Consider the following 21,042-nt stretch of genomic DNA (forward strand, 5'->3'; position numbering starts at 1 on the left):
CTTAGCGTGTAGGAGATGGACGAGAATGTTTTACGAGGAGCTTTCATTGAATAAGCGGCGTATAGTAATTACTGGCATGGGCATGGTGACTCCTGTCGGACTTAATGTAGAAGAAACTTGGCAAAATATATTAGCTGGTGTAAGTGGCGTTGTTTTAGCAGATGAGTTTGATGCTAACGAGTACAGCACACGAATATGGGCTAAGGTTAAGAATTTTAATATTGAGAACTATGTTCCGCTTAAAGATGCACGTAAAATGGATGCATTTACCCAATACGGTATTGCTGCTGCTGATGAAGCAATACTTGATTCGGGTTTGAAGATTGATGCAAATTTATCAAATCGTATTGGTGTTGCTGTGGGTGCGGGAATTGGTGGCATCCAGACAATTACTAATAATCAGGATAAACTGATGGCGGGTGGTCCTCGAAAGGTTTCTCCGTTTTTCATTCCAGCCGGTATTATCAATATGGTAGCTGGACAGATTTCAATTAGACATAAGCTCAAAGGCCCCAATATTGCAGTTGTTACTGCCTGCACTACAGGAACACACAATATTGGTCTTGCTGGACGAATGATTGCTTATGGCGATGCCGATGTCATGGTATGTGGTGGGGCTGAAATGACCTTAACACCGCTATGTTTAGCAGGATTTTCTGCTGTACGTTCTTTATCTAAGCGTAATGATGAGCCTGCAAAGGCATCAAGACCTTTTGATAAGGATAGAGATGGTTTTGTTATGGGCGAGGGTGCAGGTGTTCTTGTATTAGAGGAATATGAGCATGCTAAAGCTCGTGGTGCAAAAATTTATGCCGAACTTGTAGGATTCGGTATGTCTGGTGATGCTTTTCATATCACTGCTCCAGATGATGACGCTGATGGTGCTGCTCGTGCAATGGAAGCAGCCATACATGATGCAGGAATTGATCCCGAACAGGTTGATTATATTAATGCGCATGGTACATCGACTTATCTTAATGATTTGAATGAAACAAAAGCGATTAAACGTGTATTTAAGCAACACGCTTATGATTTGGCTGTGAGCTCTACAAAATCAATGACTGGACACTTATTGGGTGCTGCCGGTGCTGCAGAAGCAATATTTAGTATTTTAGCAATCAGAGATCAAATTGCTCCACCAACGATTAATTTGGATAATCCAGATGAAGGATGTGATTTGAACTATGTACCCCATACACCTCAAAAAAGAACTATTAATTACGTTCTGAGTAACTCATTAGGTTTTGGTGGAACAAATGGTAGCTTATTATTTAAGCGTGTATAAATGACGTTTCCAAGACATAAAAAACTGGTGCTTTTTGTAGTAATACTGTTTTTTATGTCGTTCCTTTCTTTTTTTTTGATTGTCTATAATCAAATCACTAGACCTATTATTCCAAAACAAGGCTCGCCGGTTATTATCACCGTTGACCGAGCTGCTTCGGCATCGCAATTTGTAAAAAATTTAAAAGAGAAAAATCTAATACGTTCAAGTTCAATGCTTTTAATGATGATTCGTTATTCAGGTTTGTCTTCTCAACTTAAAGCGGGTGTATACCAAATAAATCCAGGTGAAACGCCAATGCAATTAGTGCATCGAATCGTAGCCGGAGAAGTTTTAACGCAAAATTTTACAATAATAGCAGGGACTACTCAGCTGAAAATTTCTCAAGATTTGATGAAAGCAGCATATTTGAATTATCGTTCGGAGGATTGGAATTCGATTAAGGGTGATCATCCCAATGCTGAAGGATTATTACTTGCTGATACTTATCAATATCCAGGTGGGGGTAGTGGTAAAAGTTTGTTAGAGCATGCTCATCGTAATTTAATGAATTATTTAAATATAAGTTGGGCTAACAGAGCACCTAACTTGCCTTATAAAAGCCCATATGAATTGCTTACAGCAGCCTCAATAATTGAAAAGGAAACAGCTATTTCGCAAGAGCGAAAATTGATTTCAGGTGTAATGGTTAACCGCTTAAATAAAAAAATGCCTTTACAGATGGATCCTACAATCATTTATGGATTAGGTGCTACATATACTGGAAAACTATCTCACAATGATATGTTCATCGATTCGCCCTATAACTCATATCATAATCGAGGATTACCGCCAACACCGATTGCAATGGTAGGTAAGGAGGCTTTAGATGCAGCAGCACATCCTCAATTATCCAATTATTTATATTTTGTTGCCAAAGGAGATGGAACACATCAGTTTTCAGAAACTTATGAACAGCAAAAACAAGCAATTAATCAATACAAACGCAAGGATTTTTAATGCCATCATTAAGCGGGAAATTAATTGTTATTGAAGGATTGGAGGGAGCAGGGAAGTCCACTGCAATAAACACTATTACCGAGCTGCTTACAGAAAGACAAATTAAAACCCTAACTACTCGAGAGCCAGGTGGCACCGCAATAGGTGAGATTTTGCGTGCTTTGATCAAAAATCCAGATTATCGTGATATTTTGGATGATCGCAGTGAATTATTATTACTCTATACGGCGCGTATTCAGCTTTTTGAGGAAATTATTAAACCTGCATTGCGTCAAGGAGTTTGGGTTATTGCAGATCGATTCGAACTTTCCACTATGGCCTATCAAGGTGATGGGCGTGGCTTGGACCAAGAGATAATAAATCAGTTATCTTCTTTTGCATTGAAGGGATTTAAACCGGATTTGATTATATATTTAGATATTAGTCCTGAGGAAGGAATGAAGCGAGTCAAATCAAGAGGAGAGTTTGATAGGATTGAGCAACAATCTATTGATTTTTTCCATCGTGTCCATAAAAGCTATATTCGTCATGTTGAAATGAGCACTAATGCGATAACAATTGATGCGAGGCAACCGCTACATGAAGTGCAGCAGGCAATTCAAAAAGCAATGAATGACTTTATAGAGCGCCAGGGATGAGTGAGTTCAATGAGCTTCAGGATCTTTCACCACCGAATGGAAAGAAAGAATATCAAACGCAATGGAATCAAATGCAATCTGCATGGGCAAGCAATCGTATACCTCAGTCTATGCTATTCGTTGGTTCGTTTGATTATGCTTTTATGGCTTTTGTTAAGAAATTGACTCAATTAATTTTCTGCAAAAAAAAGGAAAATAAGCCTTGCTTTGAGTGTGCTGATTGTCACATGGTTGCTCATGATGAGCACCCTGATGTGGAATGGGTTAAACCAGAAAAAAGTAGTGGTCCAATTAAAATCGATCAGATCAGAGAATTACAAAATTATGCCTATTTGACCCCTCAGCGGAGCAAGCATCGTTTGATTGTGATTGAATCGGCTGATCGAATGAATACTGCTGCTGCAAACTCATTACTAAAAATTTTAGAAGAGCCTGCGCCGCAGACGATATTTTTACTTTTAGCGCAACAACTAAGCACTTTATTGCCTACGGTTTTAAGTAGATGTCAAATAATACGCTTTACATCACACGAAGATTTATCAGTTATTAATCTTTTGCAATTGGCTGAACACTACTTACCGGACTCTGAACAAGTAATGATTGTGAAACAATCGGAATTTATTTTAGATGGTTTAATCGCTGTGATGGAACAAAAGGAACATCCGAGTGTGATTGCAGCTCAATGGAATCAATTTGAGTTTGGTGCGTTACTTTGGTTTCTGTATTTAGTCTATGCGCAAGTACAAATGATGCAAATTAATATGTCTGCAGCTGTTGGTCCAGCTATTCATCAATTGAATCATCTAATGTCTTTATTAAATCCCATAATAATTTTCGCTCAAATAGATAAATTAAATACATTGCGGCGAAAATTAAGCCATAATATGAATGTAAATCAAATTTTGGCATTGGAAGATTTATTGCTAGGACTACAGTAAATCTAAGACTTTCTCATAAACAAGCCCATGCTTTAATGTTTTGATTATATAGAAAATTAAGGGATATAAAGGAAATCGATGATGGATACAATTCACCAGATCAATTGCACATTTCTTAATGAATCAGCATTATATGCAGCTTATATGCCTTTTATAAAAGGAGGCGGGTTATTTATCCGTACTAATACAAATTATTTGTTTGGTTCAACAGTTAATTTATTGATTAAATTAATGGATGAGGATGAGATCTATGTAGTCGATGGGAAAGTAGTTTGGATTACACCTAAGGGGGCTCAGGGTAATAAAGTACCTGGAATAGGGGTACAATTTATTGGTGAAAACAGTCGCTACGTGTGTAATAAAATAGAGACCTATTTGGCAGGCATGTTAAAATCCTCGCAATTAACCGATACAATTTAGAACGTATAAATATTTAATGAGGACATCCATGTTAGTTGATTCGCACTGTCATTTGAATTTTCTCGATTTAGCAGATTTTAATGATGATATAGCTAATGTCTTAGCACAAGCAAAAGCAAATGGTGTGCAGCATTTTTTATCTGTTTGCGTCGAACTAAAGGATTATCCGCAATTGGAAAAGCTTGCAGCAGAATACTCTGATATCAGCATTTCTGTAGGTGTTCATCCAAATACGGAAGTGGAATATCCTGTTACATCACAAATGCTATGTGATTTAGCAGTGAATCCAGCATGTATTGCCATAGGTGAAACAGGTTTGGATTATTATCGAACTCATACCGAAGAAGCTCAGGAAGTACAACGTAACCTTTTTAGAGAGCATATTAAAGCTGCTTTAAAATCTTCGAAACCCTTGATTATTCATACTCGCCAGGCAGCAGAAGATACAATAGCATTAATGGCAGAAGAAAATGCAGGTCAAATTGGCGGTGTCATGCATTGTTTTGCTGAAAGTTTGGACATCGCACATAAAGCGATGGATTTAAATTTTTATATTTCATTTTCAGGGATTGTTACATTTAAAAATGCAACCGCACTTCAAGATGTGGCACGTAAGGTGCCTTTGAATCGAATACTTATTGAAACGGATTCCCCCTATTTAGCTCCAGTGCCTTATCGTGGCAAACAAAATCATCCTGCACTTGTAAAGCATGTAGCTGAGGCTATAGCCGAGCTTCGTAATATGTCCTATGATGAAGTAGCTGAAATTACTACGAATAACTTTTATACTTGTTTCAGATTGTAATCACGTACAACGTAGCCTGGGTGCAGCGCGGCGAAACCCGGGGTTTCCAGACAAGAATAGATTTATTAATCCTGGGTTTCGCTGCGCTGCACCCAGGCTACAAGTGACAATCTCTATTTTTAATATAATTTGGTAATGAATTGAGGATTAATTAATGACTTTGTACATTGGCTTGATGTCTGGAACAAGTATGGATGGTATCGATGCTGCTCTTGTTGATGTATCAACAAATACGTTGCTTTATGGAATTACTAAAAAATACAGTGATGAAGTACAAAGACGGATGGAGAAGCTGCTTTCCGGTACAGATTTAAGTTTGGCATCTATTTGTCAGCTCAACACATTAATTGGAAGAGAATTTGCTTATGCAGCAAATGAATTATTACAGAAAGCAAAATTATCAGCCAGTGATATTTGTTCCATAGGAAGTCATGGTCAAACAGTATGTCATAATACTACGTGCACTATTCCATATACTTTGCAGCTTGGATGTCCTCACACTATTTCTACATTAACAGGCATTACCGTTGTTGCTGATTTTCGAACCCGTGATCTCGTATTGGGTGGGCAAGGAGCACCTTTTGCGCCTCTTTATCATCAGAAGTTATTTGGTGATACGAATAATCATGTCGCTGTAGTAAATATAGGCGGTGTTGCAAATATTACATTGATTAATGCAAATGAACCAATTAAAGGCTGGGACGTAGGCCCTGGAAATTGTTTAATGGATGCATGGATAATGAAACACCAGGGGAAGTCTTATGATGCTGATGGGGCATGGGCGCGGCAAGGGAAAATTATTGAACCTCTTCTTGAAACGCTAATGTCTGATTCGTTCATTACTTCGACATCACCCAAAAGCATAGGCAAAGAATACTTTTCTTTATTATGGCTAGAGCGCCATTTAAAAGAAAAGTATCAACCTGTGGACATTCAAAAGACACTGCTTGCATTTACTGCTAAAACAATTGCAGATGCAGTATTAAATGAAAAAAATCATGTTGAAACAATGTACTTATGTGGTGGCGGGACTCACAATCTGGCTTTATTATATATGCTGGCTCAGTTATTGCCTGAAACCGGAGTAAAAAGTATTGCAGAAGTGGGCCATAGCCCTGATTACTTGGAAGCCATGATGTTTGCCTGGCTTGCTGAACAAACGATAAATCACATTCCAGTAGATTTATGTACTATTACTGGCGCACGACAACCAGCAATTTTGGGCGCGGTCTATCCTGTTATAAAATGATTTGAAGGAAAATCATACCGCTTTGGGAAGCGAATATAACCCAGAGTTTATGGTAGTTACTTTGTTGTCTGATCAGGCTTTTTTATCTTTAAATGGGATGAAAAAAAAGTACTGAATATATATTAAATCTGTATTTGCTTTATATGTATCAAGATTATATTGACAAAATAAATATGGATAGGCTTAAATGTGGAATTTCAAACGGAGTGACCTTAAATTGAGCGCACATTATTCAAAAAACACAAATCAAGGAACGAGCACAAGTCTCGTAACTGCTTATTTTATATTTTTCCTCGCGGCTTCATTTTATTTATATGAATTCATTTTGCAAGTAGCACCTAGTGTTATGGCTGAATCCATGATGAAGACTTTTGGAGTTACCGGACAAGGATTTGGGGTAATATCGGCTTTTTATTTTTATGCTTACGCACCCACCCAAATACCTGCTGGTGTGTTATATGACCGTTATGGTCCGCGAAAATTAATGACTTTTGCAATTATTCTATGTGCGCTTGGCTCTGCTTTTTTTGCTTCAACAGACAGTGTATTCACTGCATGTATTGGAAGGTTCCTTATTGGAATTGGCTCAGCATTTTCTTTCATAGGTGTGCTGGTTCTTTTATCACGATGGTTTCCCCCTTATTATTTTGCCATTTTGGCAGGAATTGCCCAATTGATGAGTTCGGTTGGTGCCATTTTTGGTGAAATGCCTCTTGCCTTTTTAATTCAAGCTGTTGGGTGGCGGAATGCAAGTTTTATCCTTTCGATTATTGGCTTTATTTTAGCAGCATTTTTTTGGTTGTATATCCGCGATTATCCACACCAGAAAAGTCAATCAGTTCCTGAGCATTACCTGCGTGATGAATGGAAACGACTTATTGAAGTGTGCAAACATGGTTATACTTGGATAATAGGCAGTTATGCGTTCACAATATGGGCTCCAATTGCAGTTTTTGCTGCACTCTGGGGGGTTCCATATTTACAAGAAAAATTTCAAATAAGCTTGGTTGCTGCTTCAGGATTGTGCAGTATGATTTGGATTGGAATAGGTGTGGGGAGTCCTCTCCTAGGATGGTTCAGTGATAGGATTGAAAGTCGACGTATCGCTCTGATTATTAGTGCATTTTTAGGTTTATTTGCCACATTGGTCCTATTGTATTTGCCTGGATTAACCTATGGATGGGCACCCTTTATTCTCTTTGTATTGGGTTTAGGGGCAGGTGGGCAAACAGTAAGTTTTGCAGTAGTCAAAGAAAATAACCCTCCTGAGTTTGTTGGTACTGCTTCAGGTTTTAATAATCTTTCAGTTGTGTTAGGTGGTGCACTATTTCAGCCATTGGTAGGTTACATCTTACAGCATACTAACTTATGGCATGTAGTGAATGGGGCGCATGTATATAGTGTTGCAAGCTACCAGATTGCCTTGGTGGTAATGCCAATTTGCTTTTTAGCCAGTTTACTTATTGCAACCTTCATCCTTAAAGAGTCGCATCCAGCGCATCAGAAGCATTGATTACAAATTTTTAGGCTCATCTCTTCAACTAAAGAAAAGATGAGCTTACTGCAATTTCAAGATCCCAATAGAGTGGTACATCCAATACTCAAGTCGGCTGAATTGCTTGGTTCTGCCTTATTTTTTGATGCAAACCATAATAAAGCACATTTTTCTTTATAAAAGATATAACTTGCTTCATTTAATCTACTTAAATACTTTTGCTTGGCATAACCATCATAGCATTGTTCATCTTTTGCAATCCGATTAAATTTTTCTTCAAAAGCATTAAGCTTGGCTGCTAAAAATTTAGCTGCTTCTGAGGTATCCCATGTACTCGATAAAATTCTGGTAATGTTATTAGGATAAGTAAAAATATGTTCCTCAAAAGAGTCAAATAGAATATCCCATAAGCTTAATGCTTCAAAAGGGCCTTTAATTTGTGAAATTGTTTGCACAAATTGGCAAACAGACTGTGAATGCAGCTGCAAAATCCCCTCTTTTCGCGCTTCTTCCAAAAGAAAAAATTGAATGGAATGAGCCCATTTGCCATGTGTTGGACCTGCACCCACATCAGCCGATAAATAACCATTTTGTAATAGAACATTCTTAAATAGATCGGCTGTCAATTCACCATATAAAACAGGTGTGTGTTTTGGATATTGGAAGTCAGGGCTGGTTTTAAATTCCTCACTGATTTTATCAGTGTTTGGAGCATTAAAATGATTTTTGCTACCCCATTCATCAAAAAATTGGCGTAATGACCTTTTTTCTTTTTGGTTAAATAAAAAATATTCAGTTACAAATTTTTTTAAACCCCGTAATACCAATTCTTCATTACAGAAAAATTTCCAGACTGCAATAACATCTTCCTTAACTTTTTTGTCTAGGTCGGTATATCCAAAATCGTGTAAGCTTTGTTCATAATCATTCGTATCTTCTTTTCCAATTTGTATGAGTTCAACAGTCATGATCTTTCCTTCGAAATGCAGTTCCGATGATCAGTGATTTTTAGAAGATTAAACGGTTTTCACAATAAATTAAGCTTCAATCACTACTTTTAGTTGCTTGAACTATCAAAATTTTGACTTATAGCTTCTGAGGAGTATTTGGCATTGAGTTTGCACTTGTTGCCGATTCAAATGTTATATTAATCATTTATTGTCATGCTTGTCAAACGGTTGATCCTCTGGCATTTGTTTGCGCCAAGAAGGGTAATGATTATAGGATTTTCCCATGTAGCAATTTTATTATGCCAATACAATAGCACGTAATGTTCCAGCAAGTGCAGGGGGCAAATGGGCATCTTGTCCTGGAGTAGGTATGTATGAAAGTGCAGGTTCAAGATATATATTGTTCATTATTTTTGCCTGATAATAAATTTGATACATTATCTCAGAAGAGCGATTTGTAATTCTATGATTGAGCCAAGCGAGAGAAAATCCTGTGCCTAGTGAGTCTCCCTCTCGATTTGCAATAAGGCCAAATACAGTGAAGCCTGCACCAACGGATCGTTTCATCGGTAATACACTGGAATTGTTGATACTTAATTGATAAAACGCAGAAATCCCGCTAATGTCATATCCGGGATGGCGATACCACAAACGTTGGGAACCAAATAGATAGGCGCCGGTTGCTCCCTTTTCAGTAAGATCATGTTGGCGAATTAATCCTGTTTGATGCCATATACCTATTCCTGCAGTGCCTGGTCGATGATTTCTGCCCAAAACCCAGGCTCCACCAGTTTCACCAACCTGAAAATAGTTTCCATTGAATGTTGGACCTGTCAAGCCAGTTTGTTTGCCACTGGCTAAATTGCCATCATATATGCCGTAGGAAAGGTACCATTGAGTGATCGGAGCCAATGTCACGGTAATACCATATGCGGTATTCGTATAACCCGGCATGACGCCATCAACTGATGGATTGATGAAAATCGGAGTATAAATCAAGCTTGTTACAGCAGGGATATTGGGTGCATCAGAACTAAGTGATGCAGGCTTGATTACATTATTAAAATCAAGGGTGGTGATCGTTTTTCCAATTCGAAGAAACATCTTTTTATCAAAAAGTGCTTGTCTATACCAAAGCGCATAAAGCTCGGACCGATTAAAAGGATAAACATCTGGTAATGAGTTATATCCTTGAATAATACCTGCTTGCGCATTGGTATTCTGAGCATTTTGTTGGAGAAACTGAGCGCTAAATAACCCTCCATTCCATCCATTAAACTGTTCCATATCTACAGTAAGATCCAATAAAAGTACACTGTTTGATGTTACACGATCAGCATCTGAGATTCCTCCTGAAAACAATTTATTCGTGTCACCTATCCAAGCACCTTGAAACATAATTCCATGATTATTTTGAATACCCAGCTTTTTCTCTAAATAGTGTTGAAAGGCGCCCGATCCCGTTGTTACATTGACCGCGGCTGGGTTAGAGCTTATGCTCGAATTACTTGCTATAGCTTTGGGATTTGATTTCGTTGATTCTATAGGGACAGATTGTGATCCCTTTGAATTAGCAATACTATAAATACTATTTACAAGAATAAGTAAGGTAAAAAATAATAATTTGATCATATTTTTTCTTTTAAAAGCATAGACATGCACATGTTTTTCTTTACATCTTTTACCATATACTTTTCTAAAGCTAGATTCAATAATTTCTAGGACCTAAATCAACAATTGCAACAGGAATTGAGCTGTATTGAGTGCTCAAAAATAGTGCATATGGAACAAGGGGATATAGTCAGGCTTGGAAGAAGCAATTTTATAAGCTTGTGGGCTAAATATGCTCCTAGAACACTGCCACAAGCTTATAAAAATTTTTGACGGTCTAGCAGCCTGCACCAGTCATTAGTATCGCTGATGCAAGTTGGTCTTGGTTTACAATATAGGTTTTATCAGGAACAATATCTACCCAGTTTGTAAGTAAATCAGGCCCCTTTTTGCCAGTTGACCAAACCACTACTCTAAAGTAATTGGCATGATTAGGTAGAGTAAGCTTGATTTTCCCCTTTTGAGAAAGAATCATAAGGGAGCTTAAATCTAATTTTGAACCATTAATGATGGTTTTATTGCTTTCATTAATGGCCTCAGCTGATGTTACCCATTGCACTGCAATTTTGCCTCGATTATTTTTTGCAGGGTAATCTGTTTTATTATCAAGCACAATTTGAGTAGCAAAGGAAGTTGAAGCCGTGAGGTATAAGTATAAGTAAACTGAGATCTTATTCATTTTTTACCTCAAGGTTATTCAATAATTTTGCCTTCTTGAGGCACACAGGTTGCCTTTTCATTGATTTTAGGCGTTGCGAGAGGGAACTTGCCTTCAGCGCTAAGTGTGGTCGCCTTCCCATTGTGCATGAACGTTTCTTTAGGAATATGAACAGCTACGTTCTTAATGACATTGACTGCTTCGGGAATTTTAAAATCACCTACCATGCTTAAAAATTGGTAACTTTCTTGCGGAGAGAACCCTTGAGTGCGTACTAAAAAGTTAATTGCGTTTTTAGAGGCAAGCTGCATCGCTTCAAACAGGTTTTCATGTAAACCCATTATTATCCATTCATCAGCATTTTCGACAATAGGCCATGTGAATAAACTATTCCCATTTCGTTTGGTTTTATCAAATACCCCTTCGGCTTTTAAATCTTTTCTTACAATAAATTGCAGGGTAATTCCTTCATAGGAGGTCTCGAGTGCTGTGACATCAATCTCACCATTACTCTGCATGGCATGTGAATCACCTGTCCAAACTAAAGCCCCTTTTTGGAAAACGGGCAGATAAAGAATGGATCCTGCTTGCAAGCTTGGTTGATCGAGGTTCCCTCCAAAAGGACCTGGCGGGACTGAGTTGAATTGTCCTGGAACGGGTTGGCCCATGTGACTTTCTATATTCACCGGCCATCCATCAGGCCAATCCCGAGGTGGCGCTACCGCGATAATTCCCGGAAAGGGTTTTAGGCGTAAACATATACCCTTGGCGAATTCTGTGGTGTTCTTTTCTTTATCATATTTGAAGTACATGATTCTTGGTTTAGTAAACTCTGATAAAATCCCTTGCGTAGGGCTTAAAAAGTTATACCCAAAATCATTTAATTTGATATCTAACACGCGAATCTCGAGTACATCCCCAGGCTCTGCTTCTTCAATATAAACAGGGCCCGTTAAGCTATGCATACCACGTCTTTTTTGAATGTCATATTTTGTATAGAATTTTGCAATTTCAGCAGGTGTAGTTTTATTAAAGACCATTTCATGCAAGCAACTGTTCCAAGTTTCTAAGGACACAGAATCTCCAGAGTGAACTTTAACTACAGGTGTTTTATCCAGTGTAAAAAGACCAAGGGTTACCGTATCTTTTGTGGCCGCAACTTTGAATGTTTCTGCTGAAACAGTAGAGGAAAATGCGGTTGCTATGAATAAAGAGAACATTTGTATTTTCTTCAGCATTTCTTGTCCTTAAGAATGAATGTGTGGCAATAGAGTACATCGAATAACTTAATAGGTTAATAAAAATTCAAGTCAGTTTAAAGTTGTATCTTAAAGAGTTATCACGCCATAACCATTATGAAATGTTTTATAATTTTAAGCTAGTGCTCTATTAGTTTATCTGGAAAGACCTTTGGGAAAATACTTTAAAATCTATGACGCCCATTAGATTATTTATGAGTAGAGAATGGCAGATATGCAGTGTCTCACTACATGCTAATGTTGTCACTCGTATCTGCACTTTCAGCTGCAACTGGTTCTTTAGGTAAAAACGTTAAGCCTATAAATATCAGGAATATGAATTGGATTGCATTACAATAAAGCGCAAAATGAAGGTTATTGTGCTGCTTATAAAATAAATTAGCTATTTCTGTTCCTAGTGCACCAACAACCATAACACATAGGCTAACTAATGCGGAGGCGGTGCCCTTACTTACATGCGTTACAAAAAGGCAGTATCTATTTAAAGGTGCATTAATCACACTCAGTGCAAAGAAGTAAATAATTGTTCCAGGCAGCAAATAATAATAAGCATTCCCATAAAGAAAAGGAAGTAAAGAAGTTAAAACTGCCCCAATAATCATGATAAAACAACCTAAAAAAACTATTTGCTCAATTTTGAATTTGTAGGTTAATTTGTGTAAGAACCAATTACCTAAAATGGTTGCTCCAAATACCGGGAGTTGCCAAAGCCCATATTGAATCACAGAGAGTTTCGCCTCAACAATCAAAATGATCGGGGCTAAAGCAATCCAGGCAATGCATGGAATACCCACTGTCCCGGCAGCTAAAGTACCAAAACAAAACCTTTTATTGGTAAAGAGGTCTTTATAGTTTTTAAATACTTTATGTGCTGTGAATTTGGTTTTAGGAGTTAGCTCACCATTCTTCTTTATTTGTCCTATAGGTTCTGGCATGTATCGCCACAATCCCCATAATGTAACAAGAGCCCCGAACGCAATAGTCACAAAGATGTAACGCCATGAAGTATAATGAATAACTATGGCTCCAATAAGAGGCCCTAATAATGGGGCAAGAATCGCAACATTTGCCATAATCGATATTAAGCGAATCGCATCCATCTCTTCAAAGATCTCTTGGATTGTTGCATAGCCTATTACGCCAATAAAGCATAAGCCCATCCCTTGAAAAAAGCGTGCAATCAAAAACTGGTTCATTGAATTGGAGCTAGCAATAAATAAAGTAAAAATAAAGAATAGGAATGCACCAAGCAGCATCATGGGTCTGCGCCCATAACTATCCGATATAGGACCTAAGAAGATTTGCAGGCTTGCCCCTCCAAGAATATAAACACTCAAAGAGGTCGCTACAGCAGATTCAGGCGCGTTAAAAGAACGAACAACATGAATCATGCCGGGCATAATCATGTCGTTGGCAATATAAGTTAAAAACTCATACATGACAAAAAAGCAGGTAAATATAAGTGCCTGGTTTTTTGATATAGGAATAAGGGGTTCAGCCATAACAAGACCCTTGTTGTTTAATTTTTTCTTTAAGTGTACTACTCTGTAATTCTGTGACTAATTTTTATATACTCTTTTGATGTTCAATGTTGCGAAACAATCTTATGAAATGGTATTTTTTTGGCGAAGACAGTGGCAAACCCAGAATTAATGAACATTTAATGATTTACATCCTTAGTCTACTTGATCCCACCTCACAGTTCAAGGCATCTCAGGTTAATCATAAATGGAACGAACTCGTAAAATTAACAAAAAAATACATCGATTTATTGCCAACGATTCATCGCATTCCGTTTCTTTCTAAGGTAGGTCTCGATGTATTAAGACTAAAATTAATGTCGGGAGGAATGACAAATACTGTATACAGAGTCCAAGTAGGGCCAAATATAGCTAAATCGCTCATAAAATACCCTAATGTCAGCCAAGAGCTTATTGATCGTAGCATGCCCCAGCGCTGGGTATTACGAATCCCAGGAGAAGTATCATTATTTTCCGTATCACGTAAACACGAATTAGAAAATGCACGTCAGGCATCGATTTTAGAGCTTAATGTACCTATAAAACATTTTGAGCCAGATGGATTGCAATTAACTAAGTTTATAGAAAATGCTCAAGTTTTAGATGAAAAAGCATTACAACGTGTTGACGTATTACAAACTCTAGCCCTTATGGCAAAAAAGTTACATACTTCAGAACGCTTTGATAATGATACTGCTGTTTTTGAACGTAATGAACGATTAGTGGAACACTTAAAAATAAAGAATTTTGCTTTCCCCAAGGAAATGGACTTTGTAATGAAACAGATGTTGTATTTGCAGAGTTTGTTTTCTTCTTATCAAATTGAAATGAGACCATGCCATAATGATTCAACACCATTGAACTACTTGATGTCGTTTATTGGGTTAAAGAAAGAGGAGGTTTTCCATCAAATTGATTGGGAGTATTCAAGCAATAATGACTTTATGTGGGATCTCGTTTATTTTGCAATAGAAGCAAAACTCAGCAAGGAACAAGAGTTAATTTATTTAACTGCGTATTTTGGGAAAGAGAATCTTACAGATTCAATCTTGGCCTGGTTCAACGCGTATAAACCGGTCGTGGAGTGGTGGATAACTCTTTGGTCATGGACCCAATTGGCAAATGAAGCCAAATCTGTGGGGAAGAATGAATATGAAAACTTGGGAAAAGAGCGTTTCGCAAAAACTTTGGAGCATCTGCAGAGTGATGAATATCAGAATGCACTTGCTGTTATTGAAGCAGAGCGATTAGAGTCTTCCTTTACTGGTCATCGGCCTTTTAAAATTTAATTGTAGCCTGGGTGCAGCGCAGCGGAACCCGGGGGTTAAGGGCTATCATATCTAGCAATCCCGGGTTCCGCTGTGCTGCACCCAGGCTACAAAAACCAGTTAGGCCATATTACTCAAAAACTCTTGTAAATGTATTTTCTCTTGTTCGGAGCTTAAATATGTTTTGAGTAATTCCAACGCACGCTGATATTCATCATATTGAAGTATGCCTCGCATCAGCTCAAATCGTAGAAAAACACAATAGGTATTGAGCACGTCTGTCTCACAATAATCGCGAATACTTTTTATTTGGCCTAATAAATAATGTTCCCATACTTTAGAGCCACTCATACCCATTTTTCCAGGGAATCCAAGCATACTGGAGATTTCATCCAAGGGGGCAAAAGCTTTATTTTGATATCCTGCGATGACATCCATAAGATCAAGATGTCGATAATGGAATCGACTTAAGTAGTTGTTCCAACGGAAATTTTGTTGATTTTCACCGGTTTCCCAATAAGTAGGTGCTGTAATCCCATGCAATAAGGAGCGGTAATGTAAAACCGGCAAATCAAAGCCGCTGCCATTCCAGCTGACCAAAGTCGGGGTATGTTTGTCAATTCCAGCAAAAAAACGAGTTATTAGTTCTTTTTCGTCAGAAGACTCATCACCTAAGGACCAAACTTTTATTTGTGAGCCGTGGCTCATAACTAAAGAAATGGCACAAATTTTTTGCAGATAATGAGGTAAAAAATCATGGCCAATTTTGGCTCGACGTAAAGCAAACATTGCCTCCGCAGTATCCTTATCAGACAATCCATGTAAATCATATAAAGTACGCCCAGTTTCAATATCAGGGATTGTTTCTATATCGAATACAAGAATAGTCATTGGTTTAACTTATTATCATGAATGAATCCATATCTTAACACGAGGTAATCCATGGAAATAGTAATTTATTTTTTTAAAATAACAGCTTATTTAGAGTTCATCATGCGTGGATTGTAGTGCTTAAATTTGTTAAAATGATCTTTTTATTGTGTGGCTGCTCATGGACGCTCTATTACAAAATTTTAAGAAGTTGAGAATAAGCTTTTTGTTGTTTACTTTTTTTCTTACCGCCTGTGTTAGCCATCCTCCTGCGGATGTTAATAACCTTTGTAATATATTTAGACAATATCCTAAATGGTATAAAGATGCCAAGGATGTTGAGCGCCGATGGAGAGTTCCTATTCCAGTGCAAATGGCTATAATCCATCAGGAATCAAAATTTAACTCTCGAGCACGACCAGCACGCAAAAAACTTTTCTGTGTAATTCCCTGGAAAAGACCTTCTTCAGCTTATGGATACACCCAAGCGTTGGACGGAACCTGGAGTCATTACAAACAAAATTGTGGAGGATGGTTTGCTTCACGTGGTGATTTTAGTGATGGTGTGGATTTTATTGGTTGGTATGCAAATGAAGCGTATAAAAAAGCAAGAATTCCGCGTACAGACGCTTATTCGCTTTATTTAGCCTATCATGAAGGTATAGGTGGTTATCAGCGTAAAACCTATTTGAGAAAATCATGGTTAATACCTGTTGCCCGCAAAGTAAAAGCGCGCTCACAACTTTATGCAGCGCAACTTAATTCGTGTAAAAAGAGGTTTGAATCACGATCCTGGTTTTAGGGGGTCAACAAGGTTGTAGCCTGGGTGTGGCAAGGCGGAAACTAGGTTATATTTGAATTTATATGGTTTAATAAGTAATAATATATTCAGTAACTAAAAACTGATAGATTACTAAGGAGTTTTTTTAATGCGATTAATGCTTTTGGGTGGGCCGGGTGCAGGAAAAGGAACCCAGGCTTTGCGTTTGATAGAACGGTATCAAATTCCGCAAATCTCCACAGGTGATATGCTGCGTGCGGCTATTGCACAAGGAACTCCCTTGGGACTAAGTGCTAAAAAGATTATGGAAACAGGCGGTCTGGTTCCCGATGATATTATTATTGGCTTAGTGAAAGAACGATTAAAAAAGAGTGACTGCGCCAATGGTTTTCTATTTGACGGCTTCCCTAGAACAATTGTACAGGCAAATGCGCTGAAACAAGCAGAAATCTATTTAGATCATGTTATTGAAATTGATGTCAACGATGAGGAAATCATTAAGCGAATCAGTGGTCGTCGTATTCATCAACCTTCTGGTCGTGTTTATCATATTGAAAACCATCCTCCAAAGCGCGAGGGAGTAGATGATATTACCGGTGAAGCTTTAATTCAACGCGAAGATGATAAAGAAGAAACTGTAAGGAAACGTTTAGAGGTTTATCGCAGTCAAACAGCGCCTTTAGTCAATTATTATAAATCATGGGCTGATAGCGAGACTCATGGTGCTCCTGAGTTTCATAGTATTTGCGGTACTGGAGATGTAGATGAGGTCTTTCAAAAGATTATCAACTCGATCGAAGCTAAGGAAGAAATATGACCAGCCTCAACATAACTAATACTGAGTTCCAATCTTTAATTGATAAAAACGAAATTGTGTTTATTGATTTTTGGGCTGACTGGTGCGCTCCATGCAAACAATTTTCTAAGGTTTATGAGCAAGTTGCTGAACAGTTTCCTAATATAAAATTTGCAAAAGTAAATATTGAAGCGGAGCAACAATTATCTGATTTTTTTGAAATACGCTCAATTCCTCATCTTATGGTTTTCAAAGAAGGGATTGTAATTTATTCAAATGCTGGCAGTATGCCAGCCTCTACACTCAAGGAGTTGGTTGAGCAAGCAGTGGCAGTTGATGTCAGTGCAATAAAAGCGGAGCTTCAAGAAAAGGATGAGAAATAGCCTGCGATAAGTACTTTGCAAGTTCTTTCTTTCCTACTTCATCAATGATGATATCGAGCTTGGTCCGTCGCTTGAGTATATCATCACAACTTTGAGCCCATTCTTCTAAAATCAAATAATCTACTTCAACTTGATAAAGGTAGGTACAGTACTTTTTCCCTAGGGATTCTCTACTATTACAAGGCGCAAGAAATAGTTCCATACGACTTCCATAAGTATATAAATAGCGTTGCAGTAGGTCTTTATCCATCCATTTGTATTTCTCTTTAGCATATTGTGTATATTGCTCGAAATTCATTCCTTCAAAAACAGCCCCCGGCAAGGGAGTTGATGCGGTCAGCGAAGGACCAATTTGTGGAAATGTTTGCAGTAGCTGATTGATGACCTCTTCTGCCAATTGGCGGTAAGTGGTTATTTTACCACCATAAATTGTAACAATAGGCGCCGGGTTAAAATGTATTTTGTAGGAGTAGTCACGGCTTAAGGCGCTTGCTGCCTTGTTTCCATTGGCGAGTAACGATCTAACTCCACTCCAAGTATAGATAATATCTTTTTCGGATATTTTACATTCAAAATATAAATTAACTAATTCAATTAAATACTGAATTTCTTCATTGCTAATACTTGTATTACCCGGATTATTACCAGTTAATGGAATATCGGTTGTGCCTATCATGCTGAATCCGTGATAAGGAATAACGAAGATGATACGTTTGTCTTGATGTTGCAATAAATATGCGTGATTACCCTCATAAATTTGGGGGACAATAATATGACTCCCCTTAATTAAACTAATTTTTTGTCGATCTGGAGTTTGAGTAAGTTGTTCTACGGATTTAACCCATGGTCCTGCTGCATTAACCACTGACTTGGCATAGAGCGTATAGCTTGAACCCACTTTAGGTTGTACTGTTAATTGCCATAAATTATTTACAACTTCAGCATGAATTACTGTAGAGTGCGTTCGTATGCTTGCTCCATGATTTTTCGCTTGAATCGCATTAGCAATGGTTAGGCGAGCGTCATCAGTTACAGCGTCGTAGAATAGGAATCCCATATTCAGTTTATTGATTAGGGCAGAAAAATAGTTTTTTTTACTTTTTTTATAGATTATTCTACATTTAGGTAGGCGATTTTTGTTGCTCAAATGATCATAAATAAATAAACCCAAACGCAAAAACCAAACGGAACGCATGTGTTTTTCATAGGGGAGAACCATGGCTTGGGGATGGACTATATGCGGTGCTAGATCTAAGAGCCTTTGTCGTTCGATTATTGCTTTTTTAACCATCCTAAATTCGTAATTTTCTAAATATCTTAACCCGCCATGAATGAGCTTTGTACTGCTTGAGGATGTTTTAGAGGCTAAATCATCCTGCTCCAAGAGCACTACAGACAATCCTCTTAGGGCTGCATCTGCAGCACAACCACAGCCATTGATGCCGCCACCAATAATTGCAACATCAAAAACCGAATTCATATTTTGGTCTCCACAAAAAAAGTATACACTTACAATATACACATGAGACAAGGAACTCTGCAACAATGAATTATTTACTTGCATTAGATCAAGGAACGAGCAGCACACGAGCTATGATATATACTGTTCATGGCGAATTGGTTGCAACCAGCCAATATCCGCTCACGCAATATTATCCTCATGCAGGTTGGGTCGAACATGATCCGGAAGAAATATGGCAAAAAACTTTAGCTGCAATGCGTGATGTGGTATCGCAAGTTCCTGCGGATCATATAGTATCTTGTGGTCTAACAAATCAAAGAGAAACTACTGTAATCTGGAATAAAAAAACGGGTGTATGTCTTGCCCCAGCTATAGTATGGCAGGATCGTAGAACCGCAGAATTTTGCCGTACTTTGGTAGCTGATGAATCCATGATTCAAGAAAAAACGGGTTTACTTCCTGATTCTTATTTTTCTGCAACTAAATTAAAATGGCTTTTAGAAAATAATCCTGAAGCAAAAATGTTAGCAGATAAGGGGAGCCTAGCTTTTGGTACCATTGATAGTTTCCTGATTTGGCGCTTAACTACAGAACATTTGCATTTGACTGATGTGACCAATGCGTCACGAACGATGCTATTTAATATCAAGGAAGAGCAATGGGATTTGGACTTACTTCATTATTTTAAAATCCCTGAGTCTGTTTTACCTAAAGTTTGTGCAAGTGATAGTCATTTTGGAATGATTGATAAACAGTGGCTTGGTATAGAATTACCAATTACAGGAGTTGCTGGCGATCAGCAGGCTGCATTAATTGGTCAAGGCTGCTTCAAAATGGGGATGGTAAAAGCAACTTTTGGAACAGGGGCATTTCTATTACTCAATACAGGAGTTAAACCCGTATTATCACAACATAAACTTTTAACGACAATTGCTTATAAGATTCAAGGACAAACAATTTATGGACTGGAAGGAAGCATTTATCATGCTGGTACAGCTATAAAATGGTTAAGAGATTCAATGAAATTGATTACTAATCCTGATGAAACTGAGATACTGGCGAATTCATTAAGTGGAAATGAGGGGGTTTATCTTGTTTCAGCATTTACAGGTTTAGGTGCTCCTCATTGGTTATCAGCATCTGGAGCATCCATGGTTGGTTTAAGTTTATCAAGCAACAGGGCTCATTTTGCCAGAGCGGCATTAGAAGGAGTATGTTATCAAACTCGAGAAGTATGCCTTTGTATGCGAGAAGATAGCCAATTGAACCTATCACTATTACGTGTTGATGGGGGAATGGCTGTCAACCGTTGGTTTTTACAGTTTTTAGCAGATCAATGCCAATTAGAGGTACAAAAACCTAAAAATATTGAAACAACAGCCAAAGGCGCAGCATTATTAGCAGCTTTGGGGTGTGGCGTTTTTAACTCTTTGGATGAGCTGCATGCAAGTTGGGGTGTAGAGCAAGCGTTTATACCACAAAGATCTTTAGAACAAGTGGAGCTGGATTATCGTGGTTGGAGACAGGCTTTACAAAAAATAACGAATCCGGGTTCTGCTGGTCCTTCCCGGGCTATATTCTAGCTAAATCTTCTACACAATTCATCGAAAAGCCACATTTGTCACATCTTGAGAGTCGACATGGTTCTCAAAATG

At 37.9% G+C, this 21,042-nt stretch carries 20 protein-coding genes; 13 read left to right on the forward strand and 7 right to left on the reverse strand.

From position 1 onward, the window contains the following. Positions 1 to 46 precede the first annotated feature (46 nt). The 8 genes from fabF to Lani_RS07395 all read left to right on the forward strand — a co-directional run bounded on the left by fabF (position 47) and on the right by Lani_RS07395 (position 7,847). Positions 47 to 1,285 (forward strand): beta-ketoacyl-ACP synthase II, encoded by a 1,239-nt coding sequence (gene fabF / locus Lani_RS07360; protein WP_040521937.1) that lies wholly within the window; start codon positions 47 to 49, stop codon positions 1,283 to 1,285. Continuing rightward, positions 1,286 to 2,284 carry an endolytic transglycosylase MltG gene (gene mltG, locus Lani_RS07365; protein ID WP_019232163.1) on the forward strand — a complete coding sequence of 333 codons (999 nt, stop codon included), beginning with the start codon at positions 1,286 to 1,288 and terminating at the stop codon, positions 2,282 to 2,284. Continuing rightward, a complete protein-coding gene (gene tmk / locus Lani_RS07370; RefSeq protein WP_019232164.1) occupies positions 2,284 to 2,922 on the forward strand; it encodes a dTMP kinase in 639 nt (212 codons plus the stop codon). Before mltG ends, tmk begins: the two co-directional genes overlap by 1 nt. Further along, complete coding sequence (locus Lani_RS07375; protein WP_058388493.1) at positions 2,919 to 3,860, forward strand: DNA polymerase III subunit delta' C-terminal domain-containing protein; 942 nt, start codon at positions 2,919 to 2,921, stop codon at positions 3,858 to 3,860. Before tmk ends, Lani_RS07375 begins: the two co-directional genes overlap by 4 nt. A gap of 81 nt (positions 3,861 to 3,941) precedes the next feature. Beyond that, on the forward strand, positions 3,942 to 4,280 hold the full coding sequence (locus Lani_RS07380) for a PilZ domain-containing protein (protein WP_019232166.1): 339 nt from the start codon (positions 3,942 to 3,944) through the stop codon (positions 4,278 to 4,280). A gap of 28 nt (positions 4,281 to 4,308) precedes the next feature. After that, complete coding sequence (locus Lani_RS07385) at positions 4,309 to 5,085, forward strand: TatD family hydrolase (protein WP_019232167.1); 777 nt, start codon at positions 4,309 to 4,311, stop codon at positions 5,083 to 5,085. A 154-nt stretch (positions 5,086 to 5,239) separates the two neighbouring features. Beyond that, positions 5,240 to 6,334 carry an anhydro-N-acetylmuramic acid kinase gene (locus tag Lani_RS07390; protein WP_019232168.1) on the forward strand — a complete coding sequence of 365 codons (1,095 nt, stop codon included), beginning with the start codon at positions 5,240 to 5,242 and terminating at the stop codon, positions 6,332 to 6,334. 217 nt (positions 6,335 to 6,551) lie between these two features. Beyond that, a complete protein-coding gene (locus tag Lani_RS07395) occupies positions 6,552 to 7,847 on the forward strand; it encodes an MFS transporter (RefSeq protein WP_040521939.1) in 1,296 nt (431 codons plus the stop codon). 56 nt (positions 7,848 to 7,903) lie between these two features. Here the strand turns inward: Lani_RS07395 and Lani_RS07400 are convergent, their stop codons facing one another. The 5 genes from Lani_RS07400 to Lani_RS07420 form a co-directional block, all read right to left on the reverse strand. Continuing rightward, a complete protein-coding gene (locus Lani_RS07400; protein ID WP_019232170.1) occupies positions 7,904 to 8,797 on the reverse strand; it encodes a LirA/MavJ family T4SS effector in 894 nt (297 codons plus the stop codon). A 279-nt stretch (positions 8,798 to 9,076) separates the two neighbouring features. Then, positions 9,077 to 10,411, reverse strand: coding sequence for a carbohydrate porin (locus Lani_RS07405; RefSeq protein ID WP_040521940.1), 1,335 nt, complete (start codon positions 10,409 to 10,411; stop codon positions 9,077 to 9,079). A 256-nt stretch (positions 10,412 to 10,667) separates the two neighbouring features. Next, the gene (locus Lani_RS07410; RefSeq protein WP_019232172.1) at positions 10,668 to 11,069 is read right to left on the reverse strand and encodes a hypothetical protein; all 402 of its coding nucleotides are present in this window, start codon (positions 11,067 to 11,069) and stop codon (positions 10,668 to 10,670) included. Between the two features lie 14 nt (positions 11,070 to 11,083). Next, positions 11,084 to 12,286 (reverse strand): acetamidase/formamidase family protein, encoded by a 1,203-nt coding sequence (locus tag Lani_RS07415; RefSeq protein ID WP_019232173.1) that lies wholly within the window; start codon positions 12,284 to 12,286, stop codon positions 11,084 to 11,086. A 248-nt stretch (positions 12,287 to 12,534) separates the two neighbouring features. Beyond that, positions 12,535 to 13,809 carry an MFS transporter gene (locus tag Lani_RS07420; RefSeq protein ID WP_019232174.1) on the reverse strand — a complete coding sequence of 425 codons (1,275 nt, stop codon included), beginning with the start codon at positions 13,807 to 13,809 and terminating at the stop codon, positions 12,535 to 12,537. 104 nt (positions 13,810 to 13,913) lie between these two features. On the opposite strand from Lani_RS07420, the gene Lani_RS07425 reads away from it, so the two are divergent. Then, positions 13,914 to 15,116, forward strand: a complete 1,203-nt coding sequence (locus Lani_RS07425) for an F-box protein (RefSeq protein WP_058388507.1) — start codon at positions 13,914 to 13,916, stop codon at positions 15,114 to 15,116. A gap of 99 nt (positions 15,117 to 15,215) precedes the next feature. Here the strand turns inward: Lani_RS07425 and Lani_RS07430 are convergent, their stop codons facing one another. Further along, positions 15,216 to 15,986, reverse strand: a complete 771-nt coding sequence (locus Lani_RS07430; protein ID WP_019232177.1) for a 3'-5' exonuclease — start codon at positions 15,984 to 15,986, stop codon at positions 15,216 to 15,218. A 160-nt stretch (positions 15,987 to 16,146) separates the two neighbouring features. Here Lani_RS07430 and Lani_RS07435 point away from each other — a divergent pair, with 160 nt between their 5' ends. The 3 genes from Lani_RS07435 (at position 16,147) to Lani_RS07445 (ending at position 17,925) form a co-directional block, all read left to right on the forward strand. Continuing rightward, positions 16,147 to 16,767: a transglycosylase SLT domain-containing protein gene (locus Lani_RS07435; RefSeq protein ID WP_040521943.1), complete on the forward strand. Its 621-nt coding sequence runs from the start codon at positions 16,147 to 16,149 to the stop codon at positions 16,765 to 16,767. Between the two features lie 127 nt (positions 16,768 to 16,894). Continuing rightward, positions 16,895 to 17,563, forward strand: coding sequence for an adenylate kinase (gene adk, locus Lani_RS07440; protein WP_019232179.1), 669 nt, complete (start codon positions 16,895 to 16,897; stop codon positions 17,561 to 17,563). Next, positions 17,560 to 17,925: a thioredoxin family protein gene (locus Lani_RS07445; protein ID WP_019232180.1), complete on the forward strand. Its 366-nt coding sequence runs from the start codon at positions 17,560 to 17,562 to the stop codon at positions 17,923 to 17,925. Before adk ends, Lani_RS07445 begins: the two co-directional genes overlap by 4 nt. On the opposite strand, the gene glpD is transcribed toward Lani_RS07445, so the two are convergent. Next, a complete protein-coding gene (gene glpD / locus Lani_RS07450) occupies positions 17,882 to 19,405 on the reverse strand; it encodes a glycerol-3-phosphate dehydrogenase (RefSeq protein WP_058388494.1) in 1,524 nt (507 codons plus the stop codon). The genes Lani_RS07445 and glpD overlap by 44 nt on opposite strands. 65 nt (positions 19,406 to 19,470) lie before the next feature. Here glpD and glpK point away from each other — a divergent pair, with 65 nt between their 5' ends. Then, positions 19,471 to 20,970, forward strand: a complete 1,500-nt coding sequence (glpK, locus tag Lani_RS07455) for a glycerol kinase GlpK (RefSeq protein WP_019232181.1) — start codon at positions 19,471 to 19,473, stop codon at positions 20,968 to 20,970. The last annotated feature ends 72 nt before the right edge of the window (positions 20,971 to 21,042 follow it).

It is taken from the genome of Legionella anisa, assembly GCF_001467525.1.
Taxonomy (GTDB): domain Bacteria; phylum Pseudomonadota; class Gammaproteobacteria; order Legionellales; family Legionellaceae; genus Legionella; species Legionella anisa.

Coding starts and splice junctions, on each gene's coding strand:
- mltG (WP_019232163.1), top strand. CDS start 1,286: ATGACGTTTCCAAGACATAAAAAACTGGTGCTTTTTGTAGTAATACTG.
- tmk (WP_019232164.1), top strand. CDS start 2,284: ATGCCATCATTAAGCGGGAAATTAATTGTTATTGAAGGATTGGAGGGA.
- Lani_RS07375 (WP_058388493.1), top strand. CDS start 2,919: ATGAGTGAGTTCAATGAGCTTCAGGATCTTTCACCACCGAATGGAAAG.
- Lani_RS07380 (WP_019232166.1), top strand. CDS start 3,942: ATGGATACAATTCACCAGATCAATTGCACATTTCTTAATGAATCAGCA.
- Lani_RS07385 (WP_019232167.1), top strand. CDS start 4,309: ATGTTAGTTGATTCGCACTGTCATTTGAATTTTCTCGATTTAGCAGAT.
- Lani_RS07390 (WP_019232168.1), top strand. CDS start 5,240: ATGACTTTGTACATTGGCTTGATGTCTGGAACAAGTATGGATGGTATC.
- Lani_RS07400 (WP_019232170.1), bottom strand. CDS start 8,797: ATGACTGTTGAACTCATACAAATTGGAAAAGAAGATACGAATGATTAT.
- Lani_RS07405 (WP_040521940.1), bottom strand. CDS start 10,411: ATGATCAAATTATTATTTTTTACCTTACTTATTCTTGTAAATAGTATT.
- Lani_RS07410 (WP_019232172.1), bottom strand. CDS start 11,069: ATGAATAAGATCTCAGTTTACTTATACTTATACCTCACGGCTTCAACT.
- Lani_RS07415 (WP_019232173.1), bottom strand. CDS start 12,286: ATGCTGAAGAAAATACAAATGTTCTCTTTATTCATAGCAACCGCATTT.
- Lani_RS07420 (WP_019232174.1), bottom strand. CDS start 13,809: ATGGCTGAACCCCTTATTCCTATATCAAAAAACCAGGCACTTATATTT.
- Lani_RS07425 (WP_058388507.1), top strand. CDS start 13,914: ATGAAATGGTATTTTTTTGGCGAAGACAGTGGCAAACCCAGAATTAAT.
- Lani_RS07430 (WP_019232177.1), bottom strand. CDS start 15,986: ATGACTATTCTTGTATTCGATATAGAAACAATCCCTGATATTGAAACT.
- Lani_RS07435 (WP_040521943.1), top strand. CDS start 16,147: ATGGACGCTCTATTACAAAATTTTAAGAAGTTGAGAATAAGCTTTTTG.
- adk (WP_019232179.1), top strand. CDS start 16,895: ATGCGATTAATGCTTTTGGGTGGGCCGGGTGCAGGAAAAGGAACCCAG.
- Lani_RS07445 (WP_019232180.1), top strand. CDS start 17,560: ATGACCAGCCTCAACATAACTAATACTGAGTTCCAATCTTTAATTGAT.
- glpD (WP_058388494.1), bottom strand. CDS start 19,405: ATGAATTCGGTTTTTGATGTTGCAATTATTGGTGGCGGCATCAATGGC.
- glpK (WP_019232181.1), top strand. CDS start 19,471: ATGAATTATTTACTTGCATTAGATCAAGGAACGAGCAGCACACGAGCT.